Source organism: Flavobacterium sp. AJR (assembly GCF_002156885.1).
In the GTDB taxonomy this organism is placed as follows: domain Bacteria; phylum Bacteroidota; class Bacteroidia; order Flavobacteriales; family Flavobacteriaceae; genus Flavobacterium.
Map to the genome: position 1 here is coordinate 77,695 of NZ_NCWQ01000005.1, position 26,308 is coordinate 104,002.

Sequence of the window (26,308 nt, forward strand, 5' to 3'; positions counted from 1 at the left end):
AGCATTACTTTCTTAATTAAAACTGTCTTGCACAAAGACAGTTTTAATTTAACTACTTCCTTTTTTACACTTAAATTACTTTTCTTCATTTTGACGCAAAAAAAACGCCCCTTAAATAGGAGCGCTTTATTATTTATTTAAAAAACTATCGTTGCAAGTTTTTTGCTTCAATACTCATTGTAGCATGAGGAACAATCTTTAATCTTTCTTTTCCGATTAACTTTCCTGTTACTTTGCACACTCCGTATGTTTTATTTTCTACACGAAATAACGCATTCTTTAAATCTCGAATAAACTTTTCTTGTCTGATAGCTAACTGTGAGTTTGCTTCTTTGGACATAGTTTCGCTTCCTTCTTCAAATGCTTTAAATGTTGGAGACGTATCATCTGTACCGTTATTTAAGTCATTCATGTAAGCACTTTTAATCAAGTCTAAATCTGCTTGCGCTTTTTGTATTTTACCCAAAATGATCTCTTTAAATTCAGCTAAATCAGCGTCAGAGTATCTTGTAATTTCATCTACCATTTTTATATTATTTTGAAATTAATATCATTGTTTTTATATCATCAAATTCAATTTCTATGCCGCTTTCTAATTCGTCTAAGAAAACCAAACTATCTGTTAATGTTTCAGACTTAATATAGTCTTCATTTTTAAGAATTGCAGTTTCTAATATACCGCTTCTCTTTATCTGTACCTTTATCTTATCAGTTACTTCAAATCCAGAATCTTTACGGATGTTTTGAATTCTATTAACCAATTCTCTTGCGATACCCTCATTTTTCAGCTCTTCCGTGATCGTAATATCAAGCGCAACTGTTATTCCGTTTGAATTTGCAACCAACCAACCTTCGATATCTTGTGATGTAATTTCGACATCTTCTAATGATAAAGTTACATTATTTCCTGCAATAACAATATCTAACGAACCTTCCTTGTCTAACTGACTGATTTGCTGCGCCGTAAAAGACCGTATCTCTTTGGAAATCAAGCCCATATCTTTACCAAATCGAGGTCCTAATGCTTTAAAATTAGGCTTAATTTGTTTCACCAAAATACCCGAAGCATCATCTAAAAGAACGATTTCTTTCACGTTAACTTCTGCTTTTACAAGCTCTGAAACTGCCTCAATTTCACTACGTTGATTATCGTCAAGTACTGGAATCATTACCTTTTGCAACGGTTGGCGTACCTTAATCATTTCCTTCTTACGAAGTGATAAAACAAGTGATGAGATAGTCTGCGCTTTCTGCATTTTGCTTTCTAACGTTTTATTAACAAAGTTTTCAACGTATTTTGGAAACTCTGCCAAATGTACACTGTCATAATTTTCTGACCGTGTTGAAGTTGTTAAGTCTCTGTAAAGCTTATCCATAAAAAATGGAGCAATTGGAGCACTTAGTTTACTTATAGTTAACAAACAAGTATAAAGTGTTTGATAGGCTGCTATTTTATCATGCGCGTACTCTCCTTTCCAAAAACGACGACGACATAAACGAACATACCAATTGCTTAAATTCTCTTGTACAAAATCTGAAATTGCACGAGCAGCTCTTGTTGGCTCATAATCGGCATAAAAGCCATCAACTTCTTTGATAAGTGTATTTAATTCAGAAATAATCCACTGATCAATTTCTGGTCTTTCGTTTATCGGAATTTCTGCTTCAGCATATTTAAATCCATCGATGTTTGCATACAACGAAAAGAATGAATAGGTGTTATATAATGTTCCGAAGAATTTACGACGAACCTCAGCAATTCCCTCAAGGTCAAATTTTAAATTATCCCAAGGATTTGCATTCATAATCATATACCAACGTGTGGCATCGGGACCGTATTCTGCAATGGTTTTAAAAGGGTCAATTGTATTTCCTTTACTCTTAGACATTTTTATTCCATTTTTGTCTAAAACCAAACCATTTGAAACCACATTTTTATAAGCTACTTTATCAAAAACCAAAGTTCCGATTGCGTGAAGCGTATAAAACCATCCACGAGTCTGATCGACACCTTCAGCAATAAAATCAGCTGGAAAATCTTTATTCTCGTCAATTTTGTCTTTATTCTCAAAAGGATAATGCCATTGTGCGTAAGGCATTGCCCCTGAATCAAACCAAACATCAATTAAATCGCTTTCGCGTTTCATTGGCTGGCCTGAAGCCGAAACTAAAGTTATTTGATCGACTACATTTTTATGCAAATCGATTAAATCATAATTAGATTCAGACATATTTCCGATTTCAAATCCTTTAAACGGATTTTCTTTTTGAAAACCTGCTTCGATAGATTTCTCAATCGCATTGTACAATTCTTCAACAGAACCAATAAGAATTTCTTCTTTTTTATCTTCAGTTCTCCAAATTGGCAACGGAATACCCCAATATCTAGAACGAGATAAGTTCCAGTCGTTGGCATTTTTCAGCCAGTTTCCAAAACGTCCTTCACCAGTAGACTTAGGCTTCCAATTGATAGTTTCGTTCAGGTCGAACATTCTATCTTTTACATCGGTTACTTTAATGAACCAAGAATCTAGTGGATAATATAATAACGGCTCATCAGTTCTCCAACTGTGTGGATAACTATGTACGTATTTTTCAACCTTAAAGGCTTTATTTTCTTCTTTTAATTGAATAGCAATTTCAACATCAGCAGAACGCTCAGGAGCTTGACCCGCGTCGTAGTATTCATTCTTAACGTACATTCCTCTAAATTTCTCAGGAACTGTATCTATATCAATAAATTTACCTTGTAAATCAACAAGCGGAACTAAAATCTGATGTTTAGTTTCAAAAGATGAATTTGCAAAATAATCTTCATCATCTTTTATTACTCTATTGTCTTTATTTGGATTATTCGAAGCAATTAAATTATGAAATGAATTAACCAACATTGGTGGAACCACTGGTGAAGCTTCTTTTGCGACTTTAGCATCATCAGCACCAAAAGTTGGAGCTGTGTGTACAATTCCTGTTCCATCTTCCGTTGTTACAAAATCCCCTAAAATAACTCTGTAGGCATTTTCCGGATTTTCATATGGTTGCGCCCAATTTAATAATTGCTCATAGCGAATACCAACTAAATCTGAACCTTTAAAATTCAAATCATGAATTCTATAAGGAATTTTTTTGTCGTCTGATTTATAACTTCCAATATCAAAACCATTTGATTCAAAATATTTTCCTGCAAATTGTTTTCCAACTAAATTCTTAGCCAAAACAACATTTATTGGGTCAAAAGTATATTGATTGAATGTTTGCACTAAAACGTAATCGATTTTTGGCCCAACTGTCAAAGCAGTGTTTGATGGCAATGTCCAAGGCGTAGTCGTCCAGGCCAAAATATGAATATCTCCAAAACCTTGTAAAAAGCTTGGCAATGTTTCCGGCAAAGTTTTAAATTGTGCTACAATCGTAGTATCTGTAACATCTCTGTAAGCTCCAGGCTGATTTACTTCGTGAGAAGATAATCCTGTTCCTGCTTTTGGAGAATAAGGCTGAATAGTATATCCTTTGTACAACAAACCTTTATCGTAGATTTGTTTCAAAAGCCACCAAACAGACTCCATATATTTTGGTTTATAAGTTACATATGGATCTTCCATATCTACCCAATATCCCATTTTTTCGGTTAAGTCATTCCATACATCGGTATAACGCATTACGGTTTTTTTACACGCTTCGTTATATTCTTCGATAGAAATTGTTTTACCAATATCTTCTTTTGTAATTCCTAGTTCTTTTTCGGTACCTAACTCTACAGGCAATCCGTGAGTATCCCAGCCGGCTTTTCTTTTTACCTGAAAGCCTTTTTGAGTTTTATATCTGCAAAAAATATCTTTAATCGCACGTGCCATCACGTGGTGAATTCCTGGTAATCCATTTGCCGAAGGAGGACCTTCAAAAAATACGTAAGGCACTGCACCTTCGCGAGTAGTTACACTCTTTTCAAATATATTTTCTTTCTTCCAAAAGTCAAGTACTTCAGACGCTACAGTAGGCAAGTCAAGTCCTTTGTATTCAGTAAATTTTGTGCTCATTTTATCCTTTTCTTAAATCGAAGTGCGAAAGTAAGGAATTTTGATTTTTTTAGCCACCAATTCACTAATTAAATTTGTTAATACATTTATAATTCCGCATTTATCAAAAAATAGTTATTGATTTAAACAGAAATATTTTCTCAAAAACTGAAAACCCTAAGGATTCAATCTTCAAGAAAATATTTCTTAGTGTCTACAAAAGTGAAAATATAACAGTCTTTTATTAGCAAAAAAGACGGTCGTCATTAATAGTATTAATCTTTATTTAAAACTTCCGAAATAAACTTCTTTCATAAAAATTCTATTACCAAAAACGGCATTTACTTCCACTTTTTCGCGGTTTTCCTGATAGGAAGTATCTCCGTAAAAATCTTCAATTTCATAATTAATCTTATGCGGAATTTTTCCTGAATTTAAAGCAGCTACATGGCGATAATCTTTGAAAAGCTTTCGCTCAAAAAAACTTTTATTTCCATCATCAAATTCTGTTCTTTCCGTTGCAACAATCGAAAAATCCTCTTTATCAATAAAAAGATGATAATCTGTTTTAGGAATGGTTCTATTACTTGTGTTCAATGTTTTTTCGAAATAATTAAAATGATAACACCATTTCCCGTCAACCATTTCGTCTTGCAATAGCTCCAGCTTATTCCATAAATCAAGTCTAAAAGCAGTTAAGAAATTCACAGGGTCCAAATTTGCAGAAAGATTACTATACTTGTAAATTGGCAATTTTGCCCATTTGGCTTCCACTCCACTTTCGCGATCACTGTGACTCCATGCTTCTGGTCCATTTACGATTTCATAATAGGTTTCCGGCATTTTCTTTTTCAAAAGATAATTTGTCGTTGTCGCCCATCTTTCTTCGGTGTGAGGTATATTACTTTCTTCTAAAGTTAACTTAGACACCAAATGTGTTTTCTCTACTTTTTTCAGAATATTGCTTCCACCAAGATTAGCAATAATCTTCGCTAACAAATCTGGATTAGATTGATATGCAATAGAATCAAGCATATTTTCTCGTTGAATTTTACTTTTTTCTAAGGCTGCCGCTCTATTCTCTTTTTCGATATTCCAATCAGCTTCCTGACGGTCGATTTTTTCAAAAAAAGCTAATCTCAACTCTTCTTTTTCTTCGGCAATTTTTAAACCTAATTTTTTAAGCTCTGCAAAACGAGGTGTATGGCTTCTTATTTTTTTATCTGCAAAATAGCCATTATTAACTCTTTCGATAATTGTAGATCCTCTCGAATCTTGTTTATCATTTTCAATTAATAAATTAGCATATTTCAGGGCTTTTTCTTTATTCTCAAGTAAAAAATAAGTTTCAGCCAAATTGTTGGTGACAATAAAACGAATATCTTCATTTGCCGGAGAAAGTGGGTATTTTACCAACAGACTTTCTAAATACTGCAAATGTGGCGTTAGTAATTTCTCGTCTAAACCTTTCTCAAGAGTTACTTTCTCCAACTGAGCTGTAATTTCTGTCTCGAAAGCAAGCATTTGTGCGTATTCTGAATGTCCTTTTGAAGTTACAAACTCAAATTTTTCCTTTACTACACTAGTTGAATATCCAAATTTATAATTTAAAAAATCCTGGATTCTTATTGCCGCTTTGTAGACAACATTATCAAATCCAAGCCCTACATCACTGTAATCTGAGTTCTTTACAGCTGTCTTTACTTTTTTATCCTGTTCTGAGGCTACAACTTTCAAAGCACCCATACTATTTCCCACACTTACCGAATAAGAATCTGAACCTCCAAAATCCTTAGTCAATATAATTTTATCGCCAAGCTTAACATCCAATTTTACATTATTTATATAATTAGAGTGCGCATTATAAGTCCAACGATTTTTTTCCTTATCATACACACTATCTATTTGAGTGTCTGTATATCTGGGCATCGCAAAGGTTAAATAAAGCTTAAGCTTTCCGTTTACAGGATCTTTTATAAATCCATCAATATTAAAAAAATCTTTCTTTAAATTAGATTCTTCTTCCTGCAGCGATTTATCCATTTGATAAAAAGCCGTTTGCGTTAATACATTATCAAGAGCTGGAAATTCAGAATATCTAATTACCGGAATTTTAAATTTCTTTGTTTTTGAGCTTATTTTTTCTTGTGCCTGAATTGATCCAATTACAAGCAAAGCCACTAAGAGTAATACTTTTTTCATAGGCAAAAAAAAAGCCACCAGAAATAAATCCTGATGGCTTTGGGTTTTTATTTTTCTTATTTTTTATTAAAGATCTGAATAGATTTATCCGAAACATAAAAAATATTTTGTGTTGCAGGATCTACTTCATAAACCGGTTTGTTGTTTGTAAAAATAATTTTATCAACCTCAACACCGTCTATTTTACTTACTTTTACAAGAATTTTTTCTCCTGTTTCTGCTTTTGCAAAAATATAAGAGTAATCTCTATTTTGTTTCATTGCATTAAAACGAGAATTAAATTTAGCTGCTACAATACCAAGAGCTACAGATCCGGCTGCATAAGCATTTGCCTGATCCTTATTCGTTTGATCTTCTGCCTTCACAACTGTAGTTCTCATATTTCCGCCAGAATCACGATATGTCATGGTTACTTCTGAACCTTTAAAATCACTTACTCCTGCAGCAACTCCTAAACCGATACTTCCTACAATGGCAGCACTTTTTAGAAGGCGTCTTGTTGACTCTCCTGGTTGTGTATAAGTAAGGTGATATTTGATTGTACCATCCATATTAACTCCCATTACCTCAACTGGTCCTGAGAGCACAACTCCCCAAGGAAATAATTCGATGCTGTTTAAGTCTTTTTCTTTTTTGATATTTACTTTAGCAAAAGGCTCTGGTTTGTCTTTAATACTTGGATCAAATTTATATAACTTCTCATCATTATATACTAAGTACGAGTTTGTAGCTTCATCATAAGTTGGTAAGACCGGGCGGTTTTTATCAAAGTTGATGTTACGTTTCCAAAGTTTAACTCCAGTCTTATAATCAACCATGTTTCCGTAAGTACCTGTAAGATACATTACTTTTTCACCTACTTTACCTAAATAATAAATTGGATCTTCTTTATCATCTGAAATTTCAATAAATTTTTTCCAAAGTTTTTCTCCGTCTTTATTGATCAACATCATTTCGTTCTCAGCAACGTACAAGAAATCCTGATCGATAGGAATTACTCTTTTCAAACCATCTCCACGAGCATCTTTTTTCCAGATTTTCTCACCTGTTTTTAAATCAAAAAAGTTAAAACCACTATAATGAGCTACTAACAATTTTGTTCCCCAATCTTCAAGATAAACAACTCTCTTTGTTTTGATTGATTCTTTCCAGATACTTTTTCCGTTTTCTGTATTCAAAACATTCAAATATTGTTTATTCGAAAAAGTTCCAGTGTTGTTTACTACAACAATATTTTTATCATTTTGCGTCAGGAAGAATTTTGAATAATCTTCTTCACCTTTCCAGTTTAACTTTCCGGTAGCTCTGTTAAAAGAATATAATTTTCCGTACAGTAAATAATAAATTACTGATCCGTGTACTTTAGCAACGTTTGTGTTTACTGATTCTCTAAAAGAGAAGCTAAATAATGATTTTGCTTTATCTACAGTAGTATTCCATTTTAATTCGCCAGTCGTCATATCCAATAATGCAATTGCCATGTCGCCATCTTTTTTCAAGGTAAGCAAATACTCATTTGTCTCAGGAATAAAATCTGATTGTGTTACCCAAAAAGATTCTTTTGAAGAGTTGTAAACCACTTTACCAGTATCAGTATTGATGATAATGTACTTGTTATTGATGTAAGCTTCAACATAAGGACTTCCGGCAACAGTAGTTAAAGCGCTTTTATCATCAAAAAGCTTTGTAAGATCGGTATCACCTATGATAGTCAATGCTGATTTACCTCCAAAATCATCTTTGGTCAAAGTCCATACAACTTTTTTAGTTTCAGGATCTAAACCTTTTATTGTTCCTCCTTCATTAAAAACAACAATTCCTGTAATTCCATTTTGTACCATATCTTGTACGGTATTCTCTGTGTTAACTATTTCGTCATATTTCCTTTGGGAAATAGCCGAAAAGCTGACTAATAAAAGTAAAATAATCGAAAACGTAATTTTCTTCATGTTTGGTTTTTTAAAATTTTATAGTTAAGAATGAATAATGTTCTTGAAATTAATTATAAAAGATTGAAAACTTCAAAATTTTATAAAAATTACAGCGCAAATATATAAAAATAGGATTCGATTTTTAAGAAAATATTTCTTTCAAAACCTCTAGTGATTTCGGCCTTTTAAAGCCATCTAAATGAAAACTATAATAGTCTATTAAGATTTTCAGGAGTAGTTGTCGTTCAATAACATGAAAAACTTTTTGATCATTATCAAACTTCAAATCTATTAGCTTTTTGAACAAATTAGTTTCATGTTCGGTTAGGGCACTTAACCCATGAAAAAGAGTAAAAACACCTTCATTCATTTCGAAAAACGGCAGATCGGCATCAGAAACATCGGGATAGAAACCTAGGTACTTAGTAGTTTCCAACATCAAAATAAGATGGAAATTGGTAATTTCATCATGTTGATCCAACCAAAACAAAGCTGTTTCTAAGAAAATAAAAAGTGATTCATTCTTTTCTTCTTCCTGAATTGAGTAATGCAAAATCTCAGATAAGAACATGACAATCGTACTTTTTACAATGTCGGTATGAATAGTCTGAAAAGGAGTTCCAATTTTTATTTCCTTAAAATTTTCTAATGTGCCTTTATTTTTATGTACAGCCTCAATTTCAAGAATAGTTAATGGCTGAAAATAGGCTATTTTCTGACTGGATTTACGAGTTGAAAAAGCATCTCTAACAAAATAAGTTTTCAATCCATGCGAAAGTGTAAAACACTTGGCAATCAAGCTTTTTTCTTGGAATTTTATAGCCGAAATGACAATTGCTTTGGTTTTTACTTGCAAAATAGACTTCTTAGATTATTTAGACTTGCTTAGACTTCTTAGATTTTTAGATTTTTAGAAACTGAGACTGATTACTGAGACTGACACTAAAAACTATCGTATTATCATTACTTTCTTAACTTTGGTTTCTCCTCCGTCTTCAGCCGAAACAACAATCATATACACACCAGAAGCTACTTTGTATTTTCCAAAAGCAGTCGTATCCCATTCGATTGTTCCTCCTTCGGATGTTGTTTCGTACACAAGATTACCTTCGATATCTGTAATTTTAATATTGGCTTTATCTAGTAATCCTGCAATTTTTACTGTTCCCGAAAATTCTGGACGTACAGGATTTGGATATACATATACATTATTTAAATTTTCATTGGCTTCGGTAGCAATTCCTTTAAACGAAACCATTCCTTTATTTGTAGCAATATAAACTTCTCCGGTGACACTATTTATACCAATATCGTTAATCTGATTACTTGGTAATGGCGAATTATTTATCGTAAAGTGATATTTAGTTTCCTGACCATTTGGTGAAACAAAAAAAACACCTGAATCTGTGGTTCCAATCCATTTATTATTTGCCCCATCTACAACAATTGCCGAAATAAATTGCTCGTAAAGTAATTCCTGAGCCAAACCATCATCCATTATGATAATAGGGTTTGTTTTTAATTGATTTTCTGTCTGGAAATTATTTACATTACTCAAAACACGAAGCCCCCTTGTTGTACCTATCCAAAGCTGATTTTTAGCATCTACTGCAACTGCCCTTACATCTGTAATTGGTAAATTCCCATTATCTATACCAACTGCAATTTTTTTGGCTGTATTTGTACTTTCATTAAAACCAATTACGCCATCTGTATTTGTACCAATCCATTTTGTCCCATTCTTATCAATAGCTACATTACTAAAACTTACATCCTCAGGTTTAATAAGAACCATACCAATAGGAAAAGTTTGCCATTGCCCATTAGTTCTCAGCACCTTTAGTCCATTTTTAATTAAACTATTTGTTACCCATAAATTTCCTGACTTATCAAAAGCAGTTCCGTTTATTCTAACATCAATATAATTTGGTCCCGCAAAGGTAAGAGTCTCTAATCCGCTATTTGATTGATTAAATAAAATTGAAGGAGTATCATTATCTATTTTTAATAATCCTGAAAAAAAAGAACTTGCATATACTTGATTTTCATTATTAGGGTTAACTATAATTCTTGATATAGATTTTGCCTGAAACAATTTTTCGTATGGTATGTTTAACCATCCTGCAGTATTAAATTTACTAATTCCATAACTATCCAATGGATATGGATTATAGGCAACATCATAATTCCCATAAACAGCCCAAAGTGAATTTGGCGTAACATTTATAGCAAAAATATTATTTTGTGATGGCCCAGCTGGCATCGTATTTTCAAACATAGAAGTCCCCGAAAGCGTCGAAATAAAAAGTCCGCTTTCATTTGTACCAATATAGATATTGTCGCCAATAGCAGTTGCGCAAGTAAAACTCAATCCTGTGATCGAAACGTCACTATTATTTATCTGGCGTAGTAAAACCATTTGGTTATTATATACATAAACTGCACTTGCTGTAGTTATAAATAAATTATGATTTTTAGCTCTCATATCTTTTGACGGTAGAGGGAGCGACATAAATCCAACAAAAGTATTAGACCCTGAATCGTAGTTATTAATATAACCTGAAGTATTAATTGCAATCAGTTTTGTGTCATTTGTTTCTACACTTGACCAATCGCCCGCAGTAACTAATGACCATTGAATATAATCGACTAAATTAGGATTCGTAATATTAGCTTTCCTTATACCACTATTAGTCGCTGCATAAATAAATCCGTTGTAAATCGTAGTTTGTCTTACATTAATTTGAGCTCCACTGTCTCCAATAAAATAGGTATCTCCAAACTGCAATGTCTTGAGATTAAACTGAACAATTCCAAAATCGCATGAAACATAAACCATCCCATTATATTCCATGAAATGATTAATTTTTTTAAGATTCGCAGGAAGTTGTTTGTTTATGATATCAACCACTTTTACAATACTTCCATCAACTTCATTAATCACTGTCATCAATCCGTTTTCATACCCAATGAGTGTTTTACGAAATGATTCACTATGATATAAAGACGAGATAGATTGCCCAGAAAGGCCATCAACAGTATTTATTGTCTTAACAATATTTGTTGCAGTATTTTTAGAAAACAATGCATTTTCTGTAGCAGCATAAATTGCTGTAGGAGAATCCGAAACATCTTTTATTTGGTTATAAGAGAAATAACCTTGCCATAATAATTTGTTTTGTGCAAAACCAAATTGCATGAGCAATAAGAACAAAACGTAAAGAAACTTTTTTTCCATTATCTATACAATTGGTTCCACAAATATAATACAAACAAAAGTATTTGAATTTCGTTCTGATATAAATAAAAAATGCCTCCGATTCGAAAATTCGAATGGAGGCATTTTAATTGTATTTAAAAAACTATACTACTCCTTGAGCAAGCATAGCATCTGCTACTTTTACAAATCCAGCAATATTAGCTCCTTTTACATAATTTACGTAACCATCTGCACCAACGCCGTATTTCTTACATTGGTTATGAATTCCTACCATTATGTCTTTTAGTCTAAGATCTACTTCTTCACTAGTCCAGTTTAAACGAATTGAGTTTTGCGTCATCTCTAATCCAGATGCAGCAACTCCACCAGCATTTGCAGCCTTTCCTGGAGCAAAAAGAACTTTCTTACCCACAAATTGTTTTATTGCATCAAGTGTACATGGCATATTTGCTGCCTCAGTAACACATAAAACACCATTTGCGATTAATTTCTTAGCATCTTCTTCGTTCAATTCATTTTGAGTAGCACAAGGAATAGCGATATCCACTTTTACTTCCCATGGGCTTTTCCCTTTATGGAATTGAGCATTTGGATATTTCTTAACATACATTTCTGCTCTGTTATTTCCACTTGCTCTCATTTCTACCATATGCTCGATTTTCTCTCCAGAAATACCTTCTTCATCATAAATATATCCATCAGGTCCAGAAATTGTTACCAACTTCCCTCCTAATTCATTTATCTTTAAAGCTACACCCCAAGCAACGTTTCCGAAACCAGAAATCGCAACTCTTTTTCCTTTAATCTCATGTCCGATAGTACGTAACATTTGGTCTGTAAAATATACAACACCGTATCCAGTAGCTTCTGGTCTGATTAATGAACCACCGTAAGCGATTCCTTTACCTGTTAAAACTCCTGTAAACTCATTTTTGATTCTTTTGTATTGACCAAATAAGTATCCAATTTCTCTAGCTCCAACACCAATATCTCCGGCAGGTACATCTAAGTCTGGTCCGATATGACGACATAATTCGGTCATAAACGATTGACAAAAACGCATAATCTCACCATCAGATTTTCCTTCAGGATCAAAATCAGAACCTCCTTTTCCACCTCCCATAGGAAGTGTAGTTAAACTATTTTTGAAAACTTGCTCGAAAGCTAAAAATTTCAAAACTGATAAATTTACTGTATGGTGAAATCTAATTCCACCTTTATATGGTCCGATTGCTGAATTCATCTGAATTCTAAAACCTCTATTTACTATAATTTCTCCTTTATCGTCAACCCACGGCACTCTAAAAATTATAGAACGTTCTGGTTCTGCGATTCTAAGAAGCAAGTTCTTACCGTCATATTTTTTTTGTTCAGCAATGAATGGAATTACTGTTTCAGCAAATTCTCTAACTGCTTGAATAAATTCAGGCTCATTTGGATTTTTTGACTCTACAAGAGCCATAAATTCATTTATTTTTTGTTTCATTTTCTAAAAAAATTATCAAATAAATTAATTTTATTATTTACTCAACCAAACAACAAAAAACACACATAAAAGTATCCTTTTGTTATTTTCCACAAATATACGCCTAATAAAGAAATTGGGCTTGATATTTTATAAATTATGAGTAGAATTGTATTATTAATACATATTTTTTAAAATAGATATTTTTAACGCAATGTCTTGCACGAAAACGTTATAGTTTTAATGTCAAAACAACATACTCCTTAGCATTTTTATTTTTTTTGAAAATTTTATGATTTGTGATGGATATTTATATCTTTGTCGCGAAAAGAAATTTAAACCTAATGCTCAAAAACACAGTAATCTCACTATTAATTTCGTTTATTTTTTCATACAATTCCAAGGCACAATCTAGGCTAGCTCATGAAGTTGGTGTTATTTTTGGCCCCTCTGCTTTCAAGTCAGACTATGGCCAAAGAAATGATAACTCTACAAATACCAAAAACACAGGTTTTGGTATTGGTGTAGTACACTTTTTAAATTTTTCATACAATTCAAGACGTGAAGCGTATTTTAATGAACACTTTAAAGTACGTACTGAAATTTCATACAACCAAACAAGTTTAGACCACTTTGGTGAAACGGTTAATGGCAATCCTAATAAAATAGGAGTTATCCAACTTAAAGCCATGAGCGGAAAAACATCATTGGTTAATCTTGGTACACAACTAGAGTATTCGCCATTTATGAAAATGCATGATTACGAAAATACTATGGGAAGCTTTAGCCCCTATATAAGTGGAGGAATTCAATTTAGCTATTACAACACCAAAGTAAGTTCTAAACTTGGCCCTTTAGGAGATCCAGCAACTACTTTTTATAAATACTTAGTTCCTTCAGACGGGCACCCATACGGGTTTTCTAGCGAAAGCGGAACTGTATTATCATTAACCGCTGGTATCGGAACACGATTTAAATTAGCTCCTATGCACGATTTATTGTTTGAAATGAGAGCTCAATTTTACAACTCAGATTGGATTGACGGATTAAACCCAAATTCGAAAGTATTCACAGAAAATAAATCCAATGATTCTCAGGTTTGGTTTACATTAGGTTATGTATACTACTTAGATTATTAGAAACTTTTACATAAAGTAAAACCCCAACATTTTATAAATGTTGGGGTTTTTTATTTCTATTATTTTCTATTATTCTAAAGCTTGTTTCAAATCAGCCATTAAATCTTCTGCATCTTCAATACCTACGCTTAATCGAACCAAATCATCTGTAATTCCTACTTCTGCTCTCTTATCCGCAGGAATAGAAGCATGAGTCATTAAAGCAGGATGATTTGCCAAAGATTCTACTCCTCCTAAAGATTCTGCCAAAGTAAAAACTTTCAATTTTTCCAAGAAAGTGATCGAATCTTCTTTTTTACCCGAAACAAAAGTAAAGGAAACCATTCCTCCAAAAGCTTTCATTTGTTTCTTAGCAATTTCATGAAACGGATGACTAGGTAAACCTGGATAATAAACTGTTTTTATCTTTGGATGATTACTTAAAAAATCAACCACTTTTTCTCCATTCTCACAATGTCTTTGTACTCTTAGCGAAAGCGTTTTAATCCCTCTTAAAACCAAAAAGCTATCCATTGGCCCTAAAGTTCCTCCAGTAGCAAATTGCTGAAAATGTAATTGCTCACCCAAAGCTTCATCTTTTACAATTAAAGCTCCTGCAATAACATCTGAGTGTCCACCTAAATATTTAGTAGCAGAATGCATTACAATATCAGCTCCTAAATCAAGAGGCTTTTGTAAATATGGTGTCGCAAAAGTATTATCGACTGCAAATAATATTTTCTTCTCTTTAGTGATTTTGGCAATTTCCTGAATGTCCGCCAATTTCATCAACGGGTTTGTAGGTGTTTCTACCCAAACCAATTTTGTATTTTCGTTTATTAAAGACTCAAATTTTGCGATATCATTCATATCTACAAAATGAAATTTTATTCCTGAATCTTTATAAATTCGTGTAAACATACGGTATGTTCCTCCGTATAAATCATCCATAGCAATGATTTCATCACCAGCTTTAAATGAGCGTAAAACACAATCAGTAGCAGCTAATCCAGATGAGAAAGCTAATCCACGTGTTCCGTTTTCAATACTAGCCAAGGCATTTTCCAAAGCACTTCTTGTAGGGTTTGATGCTCTACTATATTCGTAATCTCCAAGAGGTTGTCCTGGGCTTGTTTGGATAAACGTAGATGTTTGATATACTGGAGGCATTACTGCTCCTGTACTTGGGTCATGATGCTGACCACCATGTATAACTTTTGTATTGAATTTCATATGTAGATAATATTTATTTTTTTAGTGCAATATGGCACTGTTTTTACTTAATTATAATTTTATGCTTGAAATCTTATCAATTTCATACCTTTATATTTTTGAGACTCCAAAATACTCTACAAATTTACCCATTAATTTATTTTAATCAAGTTACAAGTTAATACCTTTGTATTTAATTAACATTTTTCAAGATGAGACAATATACCTTTTTATTCGTAAGCCTTTTGTTTTTAACAAGTTGCACCAAAGAACTTTCTTTTAAAGAACAAACATTCGAAAAGAAATCAGCTTTACCTTGCAAAACCAATTGTCCTCAGATTAGTTTAAAAGTTCCGATTGCTCAAAATGTTCCAATCGTAGCAGATAGCATCAATAAGAAAGTATTTTCTGTCTTAAAAGAAATCGTTTATTTTGGAGAAAAACCATTCCAATCTACCGACTATAATGACTTAACTGCATCCTTTATTAGCTCTTACGAAGAAATGCAGAAAAAATTTCCCGAAGATAAATTTGGTTGGGAGGCCAAAATTGAGGGTAATGTAGAATATCAATCTGATAGCATTCTAAACATAAAATTTAACCATTATACCTTTACTGGTGGCGCACATGGTTACCAAGGATATCGTTCTTTATTATTTAATCCTAAAACAGGAAAAACAATTACAAACAATCAATTATTTAAAAGCGAAAAAGATTTTAAGGCTTTCGCCGAAAAAGAATTCAGAAACAAATATAAAATTCCTGCCAACGGAAGCATCAATGCAACAGGATTAATGTTTGAAAACGAAAAGTTCAATCTACCTTTAAATATTTTTTATACTAAAGAAGGATTACTACTTTATTACAATTCGTATGAAGCAGCTTCGTATGCAGATGGTCCAAAAGAATTATTATTACCTTATGATAAAGTAAATGACTATTTAATTTTTAAATAATCATTAATTTCAATATCAAAAATTAGATTTTTTTTGAGTTAGACGCACTACGGTGCGTCTCTACGAAAAACCTTTGCGAGACACATTATTGATTCCCATTCATGAAAAATTTTCATTAGATGCAGTCTGGAAAAACCTTTGAACCTTTGCTTCTCAGAACCTTAGCACCTAATTCACCTTCTTCACTAAACATCATATTTCATCTTTCTCAAGATTCGTAAAGCTTCTTTAAAAGATAAATACACTTGAGTAAAAGGCTTTAAAAGTAATTTTGCATCAATTAATTTTTGTTTTGCATCTTCAAAACCGTTAAGATAACAAATCATAAAAGTCGAAGGTAAATTCTCCAGATCAATCATTTCACGATTAGACAAGGCGACTCCTTTTTGTAGTTTGCCAAGCAATGCAATATTGGAGTTGTATATATGATAAAGCATTTTTCGATTAAACTCTGGCGGCTGAAAAAGTATTTCTCTATCTATTTTATAGTAACCATTATCAAAAAAATGAATTGTTTGTTGTTCCAGCGGATAATAACTTGTTTTATCATTTAAGCCCAACGGAACGTATTCGAGAATAGTAAAACTATCTTCATCAAAAGTAATTGTGACCACATCTTGTGCCGAATAAAACAACTTAATTTGCTCATTTATCAGCTCGATATCAACACGGGACAAAAACGTTTTATCACGAGATTTATTAGGAACTCCAGCCCAACAAATAACAAATAATTCTTTAAAAACTTTATACTTAGGCGACATATCTTTATGTCGAAAATTCATAAAGTCGATTACACCATCCAGCGTATACTCTATACTATTACGGGAACTATTCTCTATCCCAATTACGGTTTCAGTATTTTGATAATTTTTCTCCACTTCCCTTTCTTCAACAGGAACCGAATTACTTCCTCGTCTAATAAAAACACTATTAGCAACAATGGTATGAATTCCTTTTTTAAAATAAGAGATCTTACTTTTAGGCTTAATTGTAACCAATCCTATTACTTTATCTTTTGGAAGATTAGGAAAAGGTACATTTTCGTATTGAATTTTTGGAGGATTTTCAAGAAAAGCATTTACCAGATTCTGAATCCGACTATCGTCAAAAAAGTCATCTCCTACAATCTCATTATCCTGGTCCTCAACACCTACAACTATATAAGAATTATTAGTAGGGTTCGAGTTTGACAAAGCACAGATATGCTTTAAAAACTTTGCTTTCCCTTCGCGAGAATGCAAGTTCAATTGCCTTTTTTTGTCATAAAAACTACTCTCATCATTATGAGCGAGTAGGTTTTTTATTAAAAGGCGTTTATTAATCATTATTTAGACTTCTTAGATTATTAGACTAGCTTAGACTTCTTAGACTGTTGGATTATTTGATTACTGGATTGTTCGATTGTCTTATCGTAAGGCAACATAAATAAAACCATCTTAATTCATATTAGTGCAATTATTAAAACCTCAATTATCTCATTTAACGATTTTTATTAGTCTAAAAATCTCAGAAGTCTAAGCTAGTCTAATAATCTAATTAATTTCTTTTAACAATAGTCGAGGATGCCTGAGCTGTACACGTAACTACTAAATCGGCAATATTTACATGATAAGGTCTTGAAACCACAAAATGAATAATATCGGCAATATCTTCTGGTTGCAATGGAGCAAACCCCTTGTAAACATTTGAAGCTCTCTCTACATCGCCTTTAAAACGTACTTCGCTAAACTCAGTTTCAACCATTCCAGGATGAATTGCTCCTACTCTAATTCCGTATGGATTCAGATCTATTCGCATTCCTTTACTTATTGCATCAACAGCGTGTTTTGTACCACAATATACATTTCCGTTAGGATAAACTTCTTTGGCTGCAGTTGAACCAATATTGATAATATGTCCCGATTTTCTTTCTGTCATTTGCGGAATAATCGCTTTAGAAACATACAAAAGTCCTTTCACATTAATATCAATCATTGCATCCCAATCGTCTAAATCTCCTGTTTGAATTGGATCCAATCCATGCGCATTTCCTGCATTATTAATAAGAACATCTATCACAGAAAATGATTCTGGCAAAGAACTAATGCGCTCCAAAACAGCTTCTTTATCTCTAACATCGAATGCCAAAGTATGCACTTCTGTAAATTCCGAAAGTTCCTTCTCTAATTCTGATAATCGATCTTGTCTTCTACCACAAAGAATAACTTTATAGTTATTTTTTGCCATTAACTGTGCCGTGGCTTTACCTATACCACTTGTAGCACCAGTAATTAGAACTGTTTTTTTCATTCTATGTTTTTTATTTTTTAGCCACAGATTAAAAGATTCTCAAGATTAAAAAAAATCATCTTAGTCTTTTAATCTGTGGCAAATATTTTTTCACACTAATAGCTGCTGAAAACTGAATACTGACACTTAAAACTATTATTAAGGCACATCGTCTCCCATACTTTCTGCCCAGATAGCAAACCAGTCTTCTTTTTCTAATTCTAGTTCAACAGCTTTCATCAAAGATTGAATTCTGGCAACGTTTACTGTTCCTGCTATCGGAATAGCTTTTGCAGGATGTCTTAAAATCCAACTTAACAAAATAGTATCTGAACCTAAACTATATTTAGAAACCAATGTTGCCAATAATTTCTTTAATCTTCTTGTCTGTTTATTATCTTCTCTAAATACAGTTCCTAGCGGATTCCATGACATCGGACGAATTCCGTGCATTTGCATATAATCAAAACTACCATCAACCATCGGCTCATAATTTGTTGCCGAAAATTGTACTTGATTAAAACTAACATCGATTTTTTGGCGAATTAATTCTGTTTGTGAAGTTGTAAAATTCGACAATCCAAAATCAACAATTTTCCCCTCAGTTCTAAGTTTTTCAACAGCTTCAGCAATTTCATCAGCTTGCATTAAAGGGCTTGGTCGGTGTAGTAAAAAAACATCTAAGTAATCAGTTTTTAGATTCTTCAAAGAGTTTTCTACAGACCAAGTAATATATTCTTTAGAATAGTCGTAATGCTTAATTTTATTATTTCTGTTCTCGGCAATCATCTGAATACCGCACTTCGAAATCAGTTGTAATTTCTCTCTTGAGATTTTACTTGCTGCGAATGCTTTTCCAAAATCAGCTTCGGTAGTATATGAACCGTAAATATCTGCGTGATCAAAGGTGGTTATTTTATTCTCTAAACATACTTGGATAAGGTTTTCCATTTCTTTTGGAGTTAGATTTTTATCCCAAACTCCCCAATTCATAGTGCCCACAATTATAGGCGATAATAGCGTTTTGCTCATGGTAATATAACATTATTTGTAGTAATAAATCTTGCTTTCTAAAACATAATCATCAAAGTTCTTAAAAATATAAAAATAGAATCACAATTCAACCTTAAAATTAGAGCTTTGGTCGAAGTTTTAACCATTCTTTAACATCTTACTTCTCAAAAAATATTCAATTTGCACTCTCAAAAGTAAGGCATTAAATTCAAGGTTTTAAAAATATTTATATGGAAGAAAATACAACGACTTTAGACATTAGAGCGATCAATGAAAAAATTGAAAGAGAAAGTGCTTTTATAGACCTTCTCACAATGGAGATGAACAAAGTTATTGTGGGCCAGAAACATATGGTCGAACGTTTATTAATCGGACTATTAGGTCAGGGCCATATTTTATTAGAAGGTGTTCCTGGATTAGCCAAAACATTAGCGATAAATACACTGTCCCAAGCAGTACAAGGTTCGTTTAGCCGTATCCAATTTACACCCGATTTATTACCTGCCGATGTTGTTGGTACGATGATATACAACATTAAGCAAAATGAATTTTCCATCAAAAAAGGACCAATTTTTGCCAATTTCGTTCTTGCCGATGAGATTAACCGTGCTCCAGCCAAAGTACAATCAGCACTTTTGGAGGCGATGCAAGAAAAACAAGTAACTATTGGTGACACTACTTTTAAACTAGATCGCCCATTTTTAGTACTTGCAACACAAAACCCTGTTGAGCAAGAAGGAACATACCAACTTCCAGAAGCTCAAGTTGACCGTTTTATGCTTAAAACCGTAATTGACTATCCAAAAATGGACGAAGAACGTCTTGTTATTCGCCAGAATTTAAAAGGAAGTTATGAGAAAGTAAATCCTGTTGTTTCTGTTGAGCAAATTTTACGTGCACAAGAAGCTGTTCGTGAAGTTTATATGGATGAAAAAATAGAGAAATACATTCTTGATATTATTTTCGCAACGCGTTACCCTGAAAAATATAAATTAGCAGATTTAAAACCACTTATCAGTTTTGGAGCATCTCCACGTGGAAGTATCAACTTAGCCAATGCCGCAAAATGTTATGCTTTTATTAAACGTCGTGGATATGTAATCCCAGAAGATGTTCGTGCAGTTGTTCATGATGTATTACGTCACAGAGTAGGTATTACTTACGAAGCGGAGGCTGAGAACATCACTTCTGTAGACATCATCAATAAAATTGTAAACGAGATTGAAGTACCTTAAAAATTTGTTTAATGTTTAAAGTTTCAAACTGTTGCATATCAAACTTGAAACCTTAAACTCTTAAACTTTAAACAAATTAAAAATGGATACAAAAGACCTATTAAAAAAAGTACGTAAAATAGAAATCAAAACCAAAAGATTGAGTAATCATATCTTTTCGGGAGAATATCACTCTTCATTTAAAGGTCGTGGTATGACTTTTAGCGAGGTGCGTCAGTACCAATATGGTGATGATATACGTGCTATCGATTGGAATGTAACCGCACGCTATAATGAAGCTCACGTAAAAGTTTTTGAAGAAGAACGTGAACTTACCATGGTTCTTATGGTGGATATTTCGGGCTCTGAAAGTTTTGGTTCTAAAAATCAGTTTAAAAAAGATATTGTAACCGAAATTGCAGCTACAATGGCTTTTTCGGCAACCCAAAATAATGATAAAATTGGTTTAATATTATTCTCGGATACAGTCGAATTGTATATTCCGCCTAAAAAAGGAAGATCGCACGTATTACGTATTATCCGCGAATTAATCGAATTTGAACCTAAAAGTCATAAAACCGATATTGCACAAGCATTAAAGTTCTTATCGGGTACACAAAAAAAGAAAGCTATCGTTTTTGTAATCTCCGATTTCATGTCTGATGATTATGAGCATACCTTAAAAATTGCATCCAAAAAACATGATATTACAGGTGTTCGAGTATATGATATTCGAGAAGAAAAAATACCTAATATCGGAATGGTTTCAATGCTTGATGCCGAAACAGGTAAAACACAATTAATCAATACCGGTTCCAAAACAATACGCGCAAATTACGAAAAACATTACCATAGTAAAGTAGCTTATTTTAAAGAAACTTTTAGCAAATCAGGCGCTGGTGTTGTAAATACTCGTGTAGACGAAAGTTATGTAACTAAATTATTAGGCTATTTTAAATCGAGATAAAGAATTAGATTATTAGACTTCTTAGATTGTTAGAAAATTAGATTTTTAAATATAATCTGAAGAAAAAAATAAAAATAAAATCCGCTTAAATCTGTATCAACATCGTTCCATTTTTAAGCATCCGTTTTAGACCAAAATCTGAATCAAAAAAATCAAATGAAATTAAAACTTTACATATTTTTATTCTTGCTATCTGCAACTGTTTTTGGACAACAAAAACAAATTGAGACTAGCATAGATACTACTAAAAATAAAATTGGAGCTGAGTTTAAGTTAACAATTAAAACTTCTGTCGATTCTAAGTCGAAAGTTGTTTTTCCTAAACTTAAAAACATCGGACCTCTTGAGGTAATTAAATCATATCCAATTGATACTGTCAAGAAAAATGACCGCTATGAATTGATTAAAAAATATGGGTTAACTCAATTTGATTCTGGAAGATATACTATTCCTAGCATCCCAATTATTATTGATAAAAAATCGTATTTATCCGATTCTATCCGAGTAGAAGTTGCAAATGTAAAGGTAGATACATTACAACAAAAAATGTATGACATTAAAGATATAACCAAAGTTGAAGATGGAATTGGAGATTGGTGGAAATACCTTTTGATTCTAGCTTTAATTTTAGGAATTGGTGCTTTAGTATATTGGTTTATAAAAAAAAGACAACAAAAGAAAATTGAAGAAGAAGTTTATAAAACTCCTATCGAAAAAGCAACAAGTTTGCTTAACACACTAGAGAAAAAAGAACTTTGGCAAAAAGGTGAAATCAAAGCTTATTATAGCGAATTGACCGATATTGCTAGAAATTATATCGAGGAAGCAATCGAAATTCCAGCAATGGAAAGCACTACATCTGAGTTAATACAAGGAATTAGAGCAGCTTCGGTAAAGAAAAAAATGGCTTTAACGCCAGAAACTGTCGAGAACTTAGAGCGTGTATTAAAACAAGCCGATTTAGTGAAATTTGCAAAATCTAAACCTTTAGATTTTGAAATTACTGAAGACAGAAATAAGATTCAAAAAGCAATCCTTACCCTAGACAGCGCAATACCTGTAGAAGTAGTTGTTGAGGAAGATACTTTATTAAACGAAGCACAAAGACAAAAACAAATAAAACTTCAGTTACTTAAAAAACGCAACAAACGTATTGCTTTATCAGTAGCAACTGTATTGTTTTTGATTATTCTTGTAACCAGTTATTTTATCGCGACCAAAGGTTTTACTTATGTAAAAGATAATATTATCGGACATCCATCTAAAGAACTATTAGAAGGAGAATGGGTAAAAAGCGAATACGGAAATCCTGGTATCCTGATTGAAACTCCAAAAGTTTTAAAAAGAATGGATTTAACCAAAATGTTCCCTAAAGAAGGATTAGCATTGATTAAAGAAATGCAATCTTTTGGATACGGAAGCTTGGTAGATAATTTCTCATTGATGATCTCTACTTTAAAATATAAAGAAGAAACTCAAATCGATTTATCAAAATCACTAGAAGTTACCATAAAAACTATCGAAGCACAAGGAGCACGAAATATGATTGTAAAACAAGAAGATTTCGAAACAAAAGAAGGAATTCGTGGAGTTAAAGGTTACGGAACTTTCTCTAGTATAGATGAAGGAACCAAATCGAGTACCAAGATGTATTACGAAATCCTTTTATTTAGCCAAGAAGGCGGATTACAACAAATAATGATTTTTCACGAAGAAGGAGATACTTATGCCAATGATATTGCAGACCGCATATTAAACTCTGTAGAACTAAAAAAAGCAACTAATTAATGGATAAAATAACTTTTTTAAACCCTGAGTTTTTCTGGTTGTTTCTTTTGATTCCCATTGCAATTGCTTGGTTATTCTGGAAAAGAAATCAGCAATCGGCAACATTAAAAATGAGTTCACTGCAAGGTTTTAAATCTTCAGAATCATTATTAGCAAAACTAAAACCATTTTTGGGTGTATTTAGGATTTTAGCTTTAAGCTCTTTGATAATTGCACTAGCAAGACCTAGAACGGTAGATGTAAGTAATAAAACAAAAACAACAAAAGGAATTGATATTGTAATGGCAATAGACGTTTCTGGTAGTATGCTTGCACGAGATTTAAAACCAGATCGTATGCAAGCGCTTAAAAAATTGGCTGCCGACTTTGTTAGCGAAAGACCAAACGACAGAATTGGACTTGTTTTATACGCATCTGAAGCTTATACAAAAACACCTGTAACTAGCGATAAAGCAATTATCCTTGAGGCTATTAAAAGTATAAAATATGACAATGTTCTAGTAGACGGAACGGGAATAGGAATGGGATTGGCAACTGCCGTAAACAGACTTAAAGACAGTAAAGCCAAAAGTAAAGTTATTATATTAATGACCGATGGTGTTAATAATGCTGGATTTATTGAGCCTGATACTGCAGCAGACATCGCAAAACAATACGGTATTAAAGTATATACAATTGGTATAGGAACTAACGGAATGGCCGAATTTCCTTATGCAATTGCTCCAAATGGTCAATTTTTGTTCAGAATGATGAAAGTAGAAATTGATGAGCAAATGATGAAAACCATTGCAAACAAAACTGGCGGAAAATATTTTAGAGCTACAAGTAATGAAAAATTAGCTTCTATCTATAATGAGATTAATAAACTGGAAACAACCGAAATCGAAGAATTAAAATTCTATGATTACGACGAAAAATACAGACCTTTTGTGATATTAGCTGGTTTATTGCTATTATTGGAAATCGGATTACGAAATACTGTTTACAGGAGTTTTATTTGATTTTGGATTAAAAAAATCTAAAATCTAAACTCAGAAATCTAAAATTTAAAATGGAATTAGACGAAAAAAAATATTTATACCTTCTTATATTGCTTCCAATTTTGGTGTGCATTTTTCTTTTCAATATGTATTGGAAAAGAAAAAAACAACGCGAATTTGGAGATTTGGATTTAGTAAAAAAACTAACTCCAGAGCATTCTGTTTTTAAACCATTTTTAAAATTAGGAGTTATCCTTTTAGCTTTAGCTGCATTAATTTTAGGATTGGTTAATCCGAAAATTGGAACAAAAATGGAAACTGTAAAACGTGAAGGAATTGATATTGTGTTTGCAGTAGACGTTTCTAAAAGTATGCTTGCCGAAGACGTTGCCCCTAGCCGTTTAGAAAAAAGTAAACAACTCGTTTCGCAAATTATCAATCAATTAGGAAACGACCGAATAGGAATCGTTGCCTATGCAGGTAGTGCTTTCCCGGTTTTACCAATTACAACAGATTATAGCGTTGCCAAAATGTTCTTGCAAAGTATGAGTCCAGATATGGTTTCATCACAAGGAACATCACTAGACGAAGCCATAAAATTATCGGCAACTTATTTTGACGAAAAAAGCAAAACAAGCAAACTACTGATTTTAATCTCAGATGGAGAAGATCACTCTGAAGGTGCCGAAGCTGCTGCAGAAGAAGCCAATAAACTAGGAATGAAAATCATTACTATTGGTATCGGAACCGAAAAAGGAGCCACAATTCCATTAAAAAGAAATGGTGTTGTCGAGAGTTTCCAGAGAGACAATAATAATGAAGTCGTTATAACAAAATTAAATCAAGAAGGATTAAAAGCTATTGCAAAAGCGACCAAAGGTGGTTATGTTTATGGCAGTAATACCAAAGAAGTTTTGGATTATGTGAAAAATGCTTTAGATAATATTCAGAAAACAGAATTTGAAGCTACGCAAATGGCGGATTTTCAGTCTCAATTCCAATGGTTTATTGGTATTGCTTTTGCATTATTGTTCATAGATCTTTTCTTATTAGAAAGAAAAACAAATTGGATTAAAGAGTTGAATTTATTTAACGAAACAAAATAATTGTTTCAATACAGTTATCTTTTGAAACAAAAAAACAAAAAAATTAGAATGAAAAATTTACTTCTATATATTTTATTAACGCTTTCTTTGGCTATTTCAGCTCAAGAAAAGGACAAAGCGTTGCCTAAAGCTAATGAAGAATATAAACAGAATAAATTTGTAGATGCCGAAGCTGATTATAGAATCTCGCAATCTAAATTCCCAAATCGTACCGTTGCACCTTATAACTTAGGAAATGCTATTTATAAGCAAAACCAGGCTAGCGAAGCTAAATTTGCTTACGTAAAAGCATTAAAGAATGCTAAGACACCATCTCAAAAACACAAAGCATTCCACAATCTAGGTAATGTTTTTATGAAAGAGAAAGATTATGGACAAGCTGTCGAAGCATATAAAAATGCATTACGTAACGATCCTACAGATGAAGAAACACGTTACAACTATGCATTGGCAAAGAAAATGCTAAAAGAAAATCCTCCTAAAAACGATAAAAACAAAGACAAGAATAAAGATAAGGACAAGGATAAAAAAGACGACAAGAAGGACAATAATAAAGACAAAAAGGACGACAAAGGAGACAATAAGGACAAGGATAAAAAAGATGACAAGGGAGATCCTGATAAAGATAAAAAAGACGGAAAAGACGATAAAGGCGACCCTAAGAAAGAGGATAACAAAGGAGAGCCAAAACCTACTCCAGGTGGAATCTCAAAAGAACGTTTACAAAATCTTCTTGATGCAGTAAATAACGAAGAAAAGAAAATACAGGATAAAGTAAACGGTCAAAAAGTAAAAGGTACTCCTAGAAAAACTGAAAAAGACTGGTAAAATAAAGTTGAATCGTTTAGCTG

The 26,308-nt window shown here is 32.6% G+C and carries 19 protein-coding genes; 8 read left to right on the forward strand and 11 right to left on the reverse strand.

The genetic code is table 11. The features are described 5' to 3' along the window. Positions 1-145: 145 nt before the first annotated feature. From B8T70_RS02470 to gdhA, 7 genes are all read right to left on the reverse strand, one after another. Positions 146-526, reverse strand: coding sequence for a TraR/DksA C4-type zinc finger protein (locus B8T70_RS02470; RefSeq protein WP_082001802.1), 381 nt, complete (start codon positions 524-526; stop codon positions 146-148). Positions 527-533: 7 nt separating this feature from the next. Continuing rightward, entirely contained in the window at positions 534-4,037 is a 3,504-nt protein-coding gene (gene ileS, locus B8T70_RS02475) for an isoleucine--tRNA ligase (RefSeq protein WP_086893790.1), read from the reverse strand. A 261-nt stretch (positions 4,038-4,298) separates the two neighbouring features. After that, the gene (locus B8T70_RS02480) at positions 4,299-6,218 is read right to left on the reverse strand and encodes a hypothetical protein (RefSeq protein WP_086893791.1); all 1,920 of its coding nucleotides are present in this window, start codon (positions 6,216-6,218) and stop codon (positions 4,299-4,301) included. Positions 6,219-6,274: 56 nt separating this feature from the next. Then, a complete protein-coding gene (locus tag B8T70_RS02485) occupies positions 6,275-8,167 on the reverse strand; it encodes a PQQ-binding-like beta-propeller repeat protein (protein WP_086893792.1) in 1,893 nt (630 codons plus the stop codon). A 124-nt stretch (positions 8,168-8,291) separates the two neighbouring features. Continuing rightward, entirely contained in the window at positions 8,292-9,005 is a 714-nt protein-coding gene (gene recO / locus B8T70_RS02490) for a DNA repair protein RecO (RefSeq protein ID WP_039117984.1), read from the reverse strand. A gap of 93 nt (positions 9,006-9,098) precedes the next feature. Next, positions 9,099-11,387 carry a T9SS type A sorting domain-containing protein gene (locus B8T70_RS02495; protein ID WP_086893793.1) on the reverse strand — a complete coding sequence of 763 codons (2,289 nt, stop codon included), beginning with the start codon at positions 11,385-11,387 and terminating at the stop codon, positions 9,099-9,101. Between the two features lie 124 nt (positions 11,388-11,511). Continuing rightward, positions 11,512-12,855 (reverse strand): NADP-specific glutamate dehydrogenase, encoded by a 1,344-nt coding sequence (gdhA, locus tag B8T70_RS02500; RefSeq protein ID WP_039113147.1) that lies wholly within the window; start codon positions 12,853-12,855, stop codon positions 11,512-11,514. A 323-nt stretch (positions 12,856-13,178) separates the two neighbouring features. Here gdhA and B8T70_RS02505 point away from each other — a divergent pair, with 323 nt between their 5' ends. Then, entirely contained in the window at positions 13,179-13,973 is a 795-nt protein-coding gene (locus B8T70_RS02505) for a glutamate dehydrogenase (RefSeq protein WP_086893809.1), read from the forward strand. A 69-nt stretch (positions 13,974-14,042) separates the two neighbouring features. On the opposite strand, the gene B8T70_RS02510 is transcribed toward B8T70_RS02505, so the two are convergent. Continuing rightward, positions 14,043-15,185: a cystathionine gamma-synthase gene (locus B8T70_RS02510; RefSeq protein ID WP_086893794.1), complete on the reverse strand. Its 1,143-nt coding sequence runs from the start codon at positions 15,183-15,185 to the stop codon at positions 14,043-14,045. A 191-nt stretch (positions 15,186-15,376) separates the two neighbouring features. Between B8T70_RS02510 and B8T70_RS02515 the strand changes: the two genes are divergently transcribed. Next, on the forward strand, positions 15,377-16,120 hold the full coding sequence (locus tag B8T70_RS02515) for a DUF3298 and DUF4163 domain-containing protein (RefSeq protein ID WP_086893795.1): 744 nt from the start codon (positions 15,377-15,379) through the stop codon (positions 16,118-16,120). A gap of 185 nt (positions 16,121-16,305) precedes the next feature. On the opposite strand, the gene B8T70_RS02520 is transcribed toward B8T70_RS02515, so the two are convergent. From B8T70_RS02520 to B8T70_RS02530, 3 genes are all read right to left on the reverse strand, one after another. Next, positions 16,306-17,445: an ATP-binding protein gene (locus B8T70_RS02520; protein ID WP_086893796.1), complete on the reverse strand. Its 1,140-nt coding sequence runs from the start codon at positions 17,443-17,445 to the stop codon at positions 16,306-16,308. 211 nt (positions 17,446-17,656) lie between these two features. Next, entirely contained in the window at positions 17,657-18,409 is a 753-nt protein-coding gene (locus B8T70_RS02525; RefSeq protein WP_039117980.1) for an SDR family NAD(P)-dependent oxidoreductase, read from the reverse strand. 138 nt (positions 18,410-18,547) lie between these two features. Beyond that, complete coding sequence (locus tag B8T70_RS02530; protein WP_086893797.1) at positions 18,548-19,420, reverse strand: aldo/keto reductase family oxidoreductase; 873 nt, start codon at positions 19,418-19,420, stop codon at positions 18,548-18,550. 212 nt (positions 19,421-19,632) lie between these two features. Here B8T70_RS02530 and B8T70_RS02535 point away from each other — a divergent pair, with 212 nt between their 5' ends. The 6 genes from B8T70_RS02535 to B8T70_RS02560 all read left to right on the forward strand — a co-directional run bounded on the left by B8T70_RS02535 (position 19,633) and on the right by B8T70_RS02560 (position 26,285). Next, the gene (locus B8T70_RS02535) at positions 19,633-20,637 is read left to right on the forward strand and encodes a MoxR family ATPase (RefSeq protein WP_086893798.1); all 1,005 of its coding nucleotides are present in this window, start codon (positions 19,633-19,635) and stop codon (positions 20,635-20,637) included. An 82-nt stretch (positions 20,638-20,719) separates the two neighbouring features. Further along, the gene (locus tag B8T70_RS02540) at positions 20,720-21,583 is read left to right on the forward strand and encodes a DUF58 domain-containing protein (RefSeq protein WP_086893799.1); all 864 of its coding nucleotides are present in this window, start codon (positions 20,720-20,722) and stop codon (positions 21,581-21,583) included. Positions 21,584-21,739: 156 nt separating this feature from the next. Beyond that, positions 21,740-23,371, forward strand: a complete 1,632-nt coding sequence (locus tag B8T70_RS02545; RefSeq protein WP_086893800.1) for a hypothetical protein — start codon at positions 21,740-21,742, stop codon at positions 23,369-23,371. Further along, a complete protein-coding gene (locus B8T70_RS02550; protein ID WP_039113160.1) occupies positions 23,371-24,372 on the forward strand; it encodes a VWA domain-containing protein in 1,002 nt (333 codons plus the stop codon). The genes B8T70_RS02545 and B8T70_RS02550 overlap by 1 nt, the downstream gene beginning before the upstream one ends. A gap of 50 nt (positions 24,373-24,422) precedes the next feature. Beyond that, complete coding sequence (locus B8T70_RS02555; RefSeq protein WP_035617650.1) at positions 24,423-25,457, forward strand: VWA domain-containing protein; 1,035 nt, start codon at positions 24,423-24,425, stop codon at positions 25,455-25,457. A 48-nt stretch (positions 25,458-25,505) separates the two neighbouring features. Next, positions 25,506-26,285, forward strand: coding sequence for a tetratricopeptide repeat protein (locus B8T70_RS02560; protein WP_086893801.1), 780 nt, complete (start codon positions 25,506-25,508; stop codon positions 26,283-26,285). The last annotated feature ends 23 nt before the right edge of the window (positions 26,286-26,308 follow it).

What these genes read in the sequence shown, in the direction of transcription:
- B8T70_RS02510 (WP_086893794.1), bottom strand. Translation starts at nt 15,185, where the DNA reads ATGAAATTCAATACAAAAGTTATACATGGTGGTCAGCATCATGACCCA.
- B8T70_RS02555 (WP_035617650.1), top strand. Translation starts at nt 24,423, where the DNA reads ATGGAATTAGACGAAAAAAAATATTTATACCTTCTTATATTGCTTCCA.
- B8T70_RS02545 (WP_086893800.1), top strand. Translation starts at nt 21,740, where the DNA reads ATGAAATTAAAACTTTACATATTTTTATTCTTGCTATCTGCAACTGTT.
- B8T70_RS02550 (WP_039113160.1), top strand. Translation starts at nt 23,371, where the DNA reads ATGGATAAAATAACTTTTTTAAACCCTGAGTTTTTCTGGTTGTTTCTT.
- B8T70_RS02505 (WP_086893809.1), top strand. Translation starts at nt 13,179, where the DNA reads ATGCTCAAAAACACAGTAATCTCACTATTAATTTCGTTTATTTTTTCA.
- B8T70_RS02515 (WP_086893795.1), top strand. Translation starts at nt 15,377, where the DNA reads ATGAGACAATATACCTTTTTATTCGTAAGCCTTTTGTTTTTAACAAGT.
- B8T70_RS02480 (WP_086893791.1), bottom strand. Translation starts at nt 6,218, where the DNA reads ATGAAAAAAGTATTACTCTTAGTGGCTTTGCTTGTAATTGGATCAATT.
- B8T70_RS02530 (WP_086893797.1), bottom strand. Translation starts at nt 19,420, where the DNA reads ATGAGCAAAACGCTATTATCGCCTATAATTGTGGGCACTATGAATTGG.
- B8T70_RS02520 (WP_086893796.1), bottom strand. Translation starts at nt 17,445, where the DNA reads ATGATTAATAAACGCCTTTTAATAAAAAACCTACTCGCTCATAATGAT.
- B8T70_RS02525 (WP_039117980.1), bottom strand. Translation starts at nt 18,409, where the DNA reads ATGAAAAAAACAGTTCTAATTACTGGTGCTACAAGTGGTATAGGTAAA.
- B8T70_RS02495 (WP_086893793.1), bottom strand. Translation starts at nt 11,387, where the DNA reads ATGGAAAAAAAGTTTCTTTACGTTTTGTTCTTATTGCTCATGCAATTT.
- B8T70_RS02470 (WP_082001802.1), bottom strand. Translation starts at nt 526, where the DNA reads ATGGTAGATGAAATTACAAGATACTCTGACGCTGATTTAGCTGAATTT.
- B8T70_RS02485 (WP_086893792.1), bottom strand. Translation starts at nt 8,167, where the DNA reads ATGAAGAAAATTACGTTTTCGATTATTTTACTTTTATTAGTCAGCTTT.
- B8T70_RS02540 (WP_086893799.1), top strand. Translation starts at nt 20,720, where the DNA reads ATGGATACAAAAGACCTATTAAAAAAAGTACGTAAAATAGAAATCAAA.
- B8T70_RS02560 (WP_086893801.1), top strand. Translation starts at nt 25,506, where the DNA reads ATGAAAAATTTACTTCTATATATTTTATTAACGCTTTCTTTGGCTATT.
- gdhA (WP_039113147.1), bottom strand. Translation starts at nt 12,855, where the DNA reads ATGAAACAAAAAATAAATGAATTTATGGCTCTTGTAGAGTCAAAAAAT.
- ileS (WP_086893790.1), bottom strand. Translation starts at nt 4,037, where the DNA reads ATGAGCACAAAATTTACTGAATACAAAGGACTTGACTTGCCTACTGTA.
- B8T70_RS02535 (WP_086893798.1), top strand. Translation starts at nt 19,633, where the DNA reads ATGGAAGAAAATACAACGACTTTAGACATTAGAGCGATCAATGAAAAA.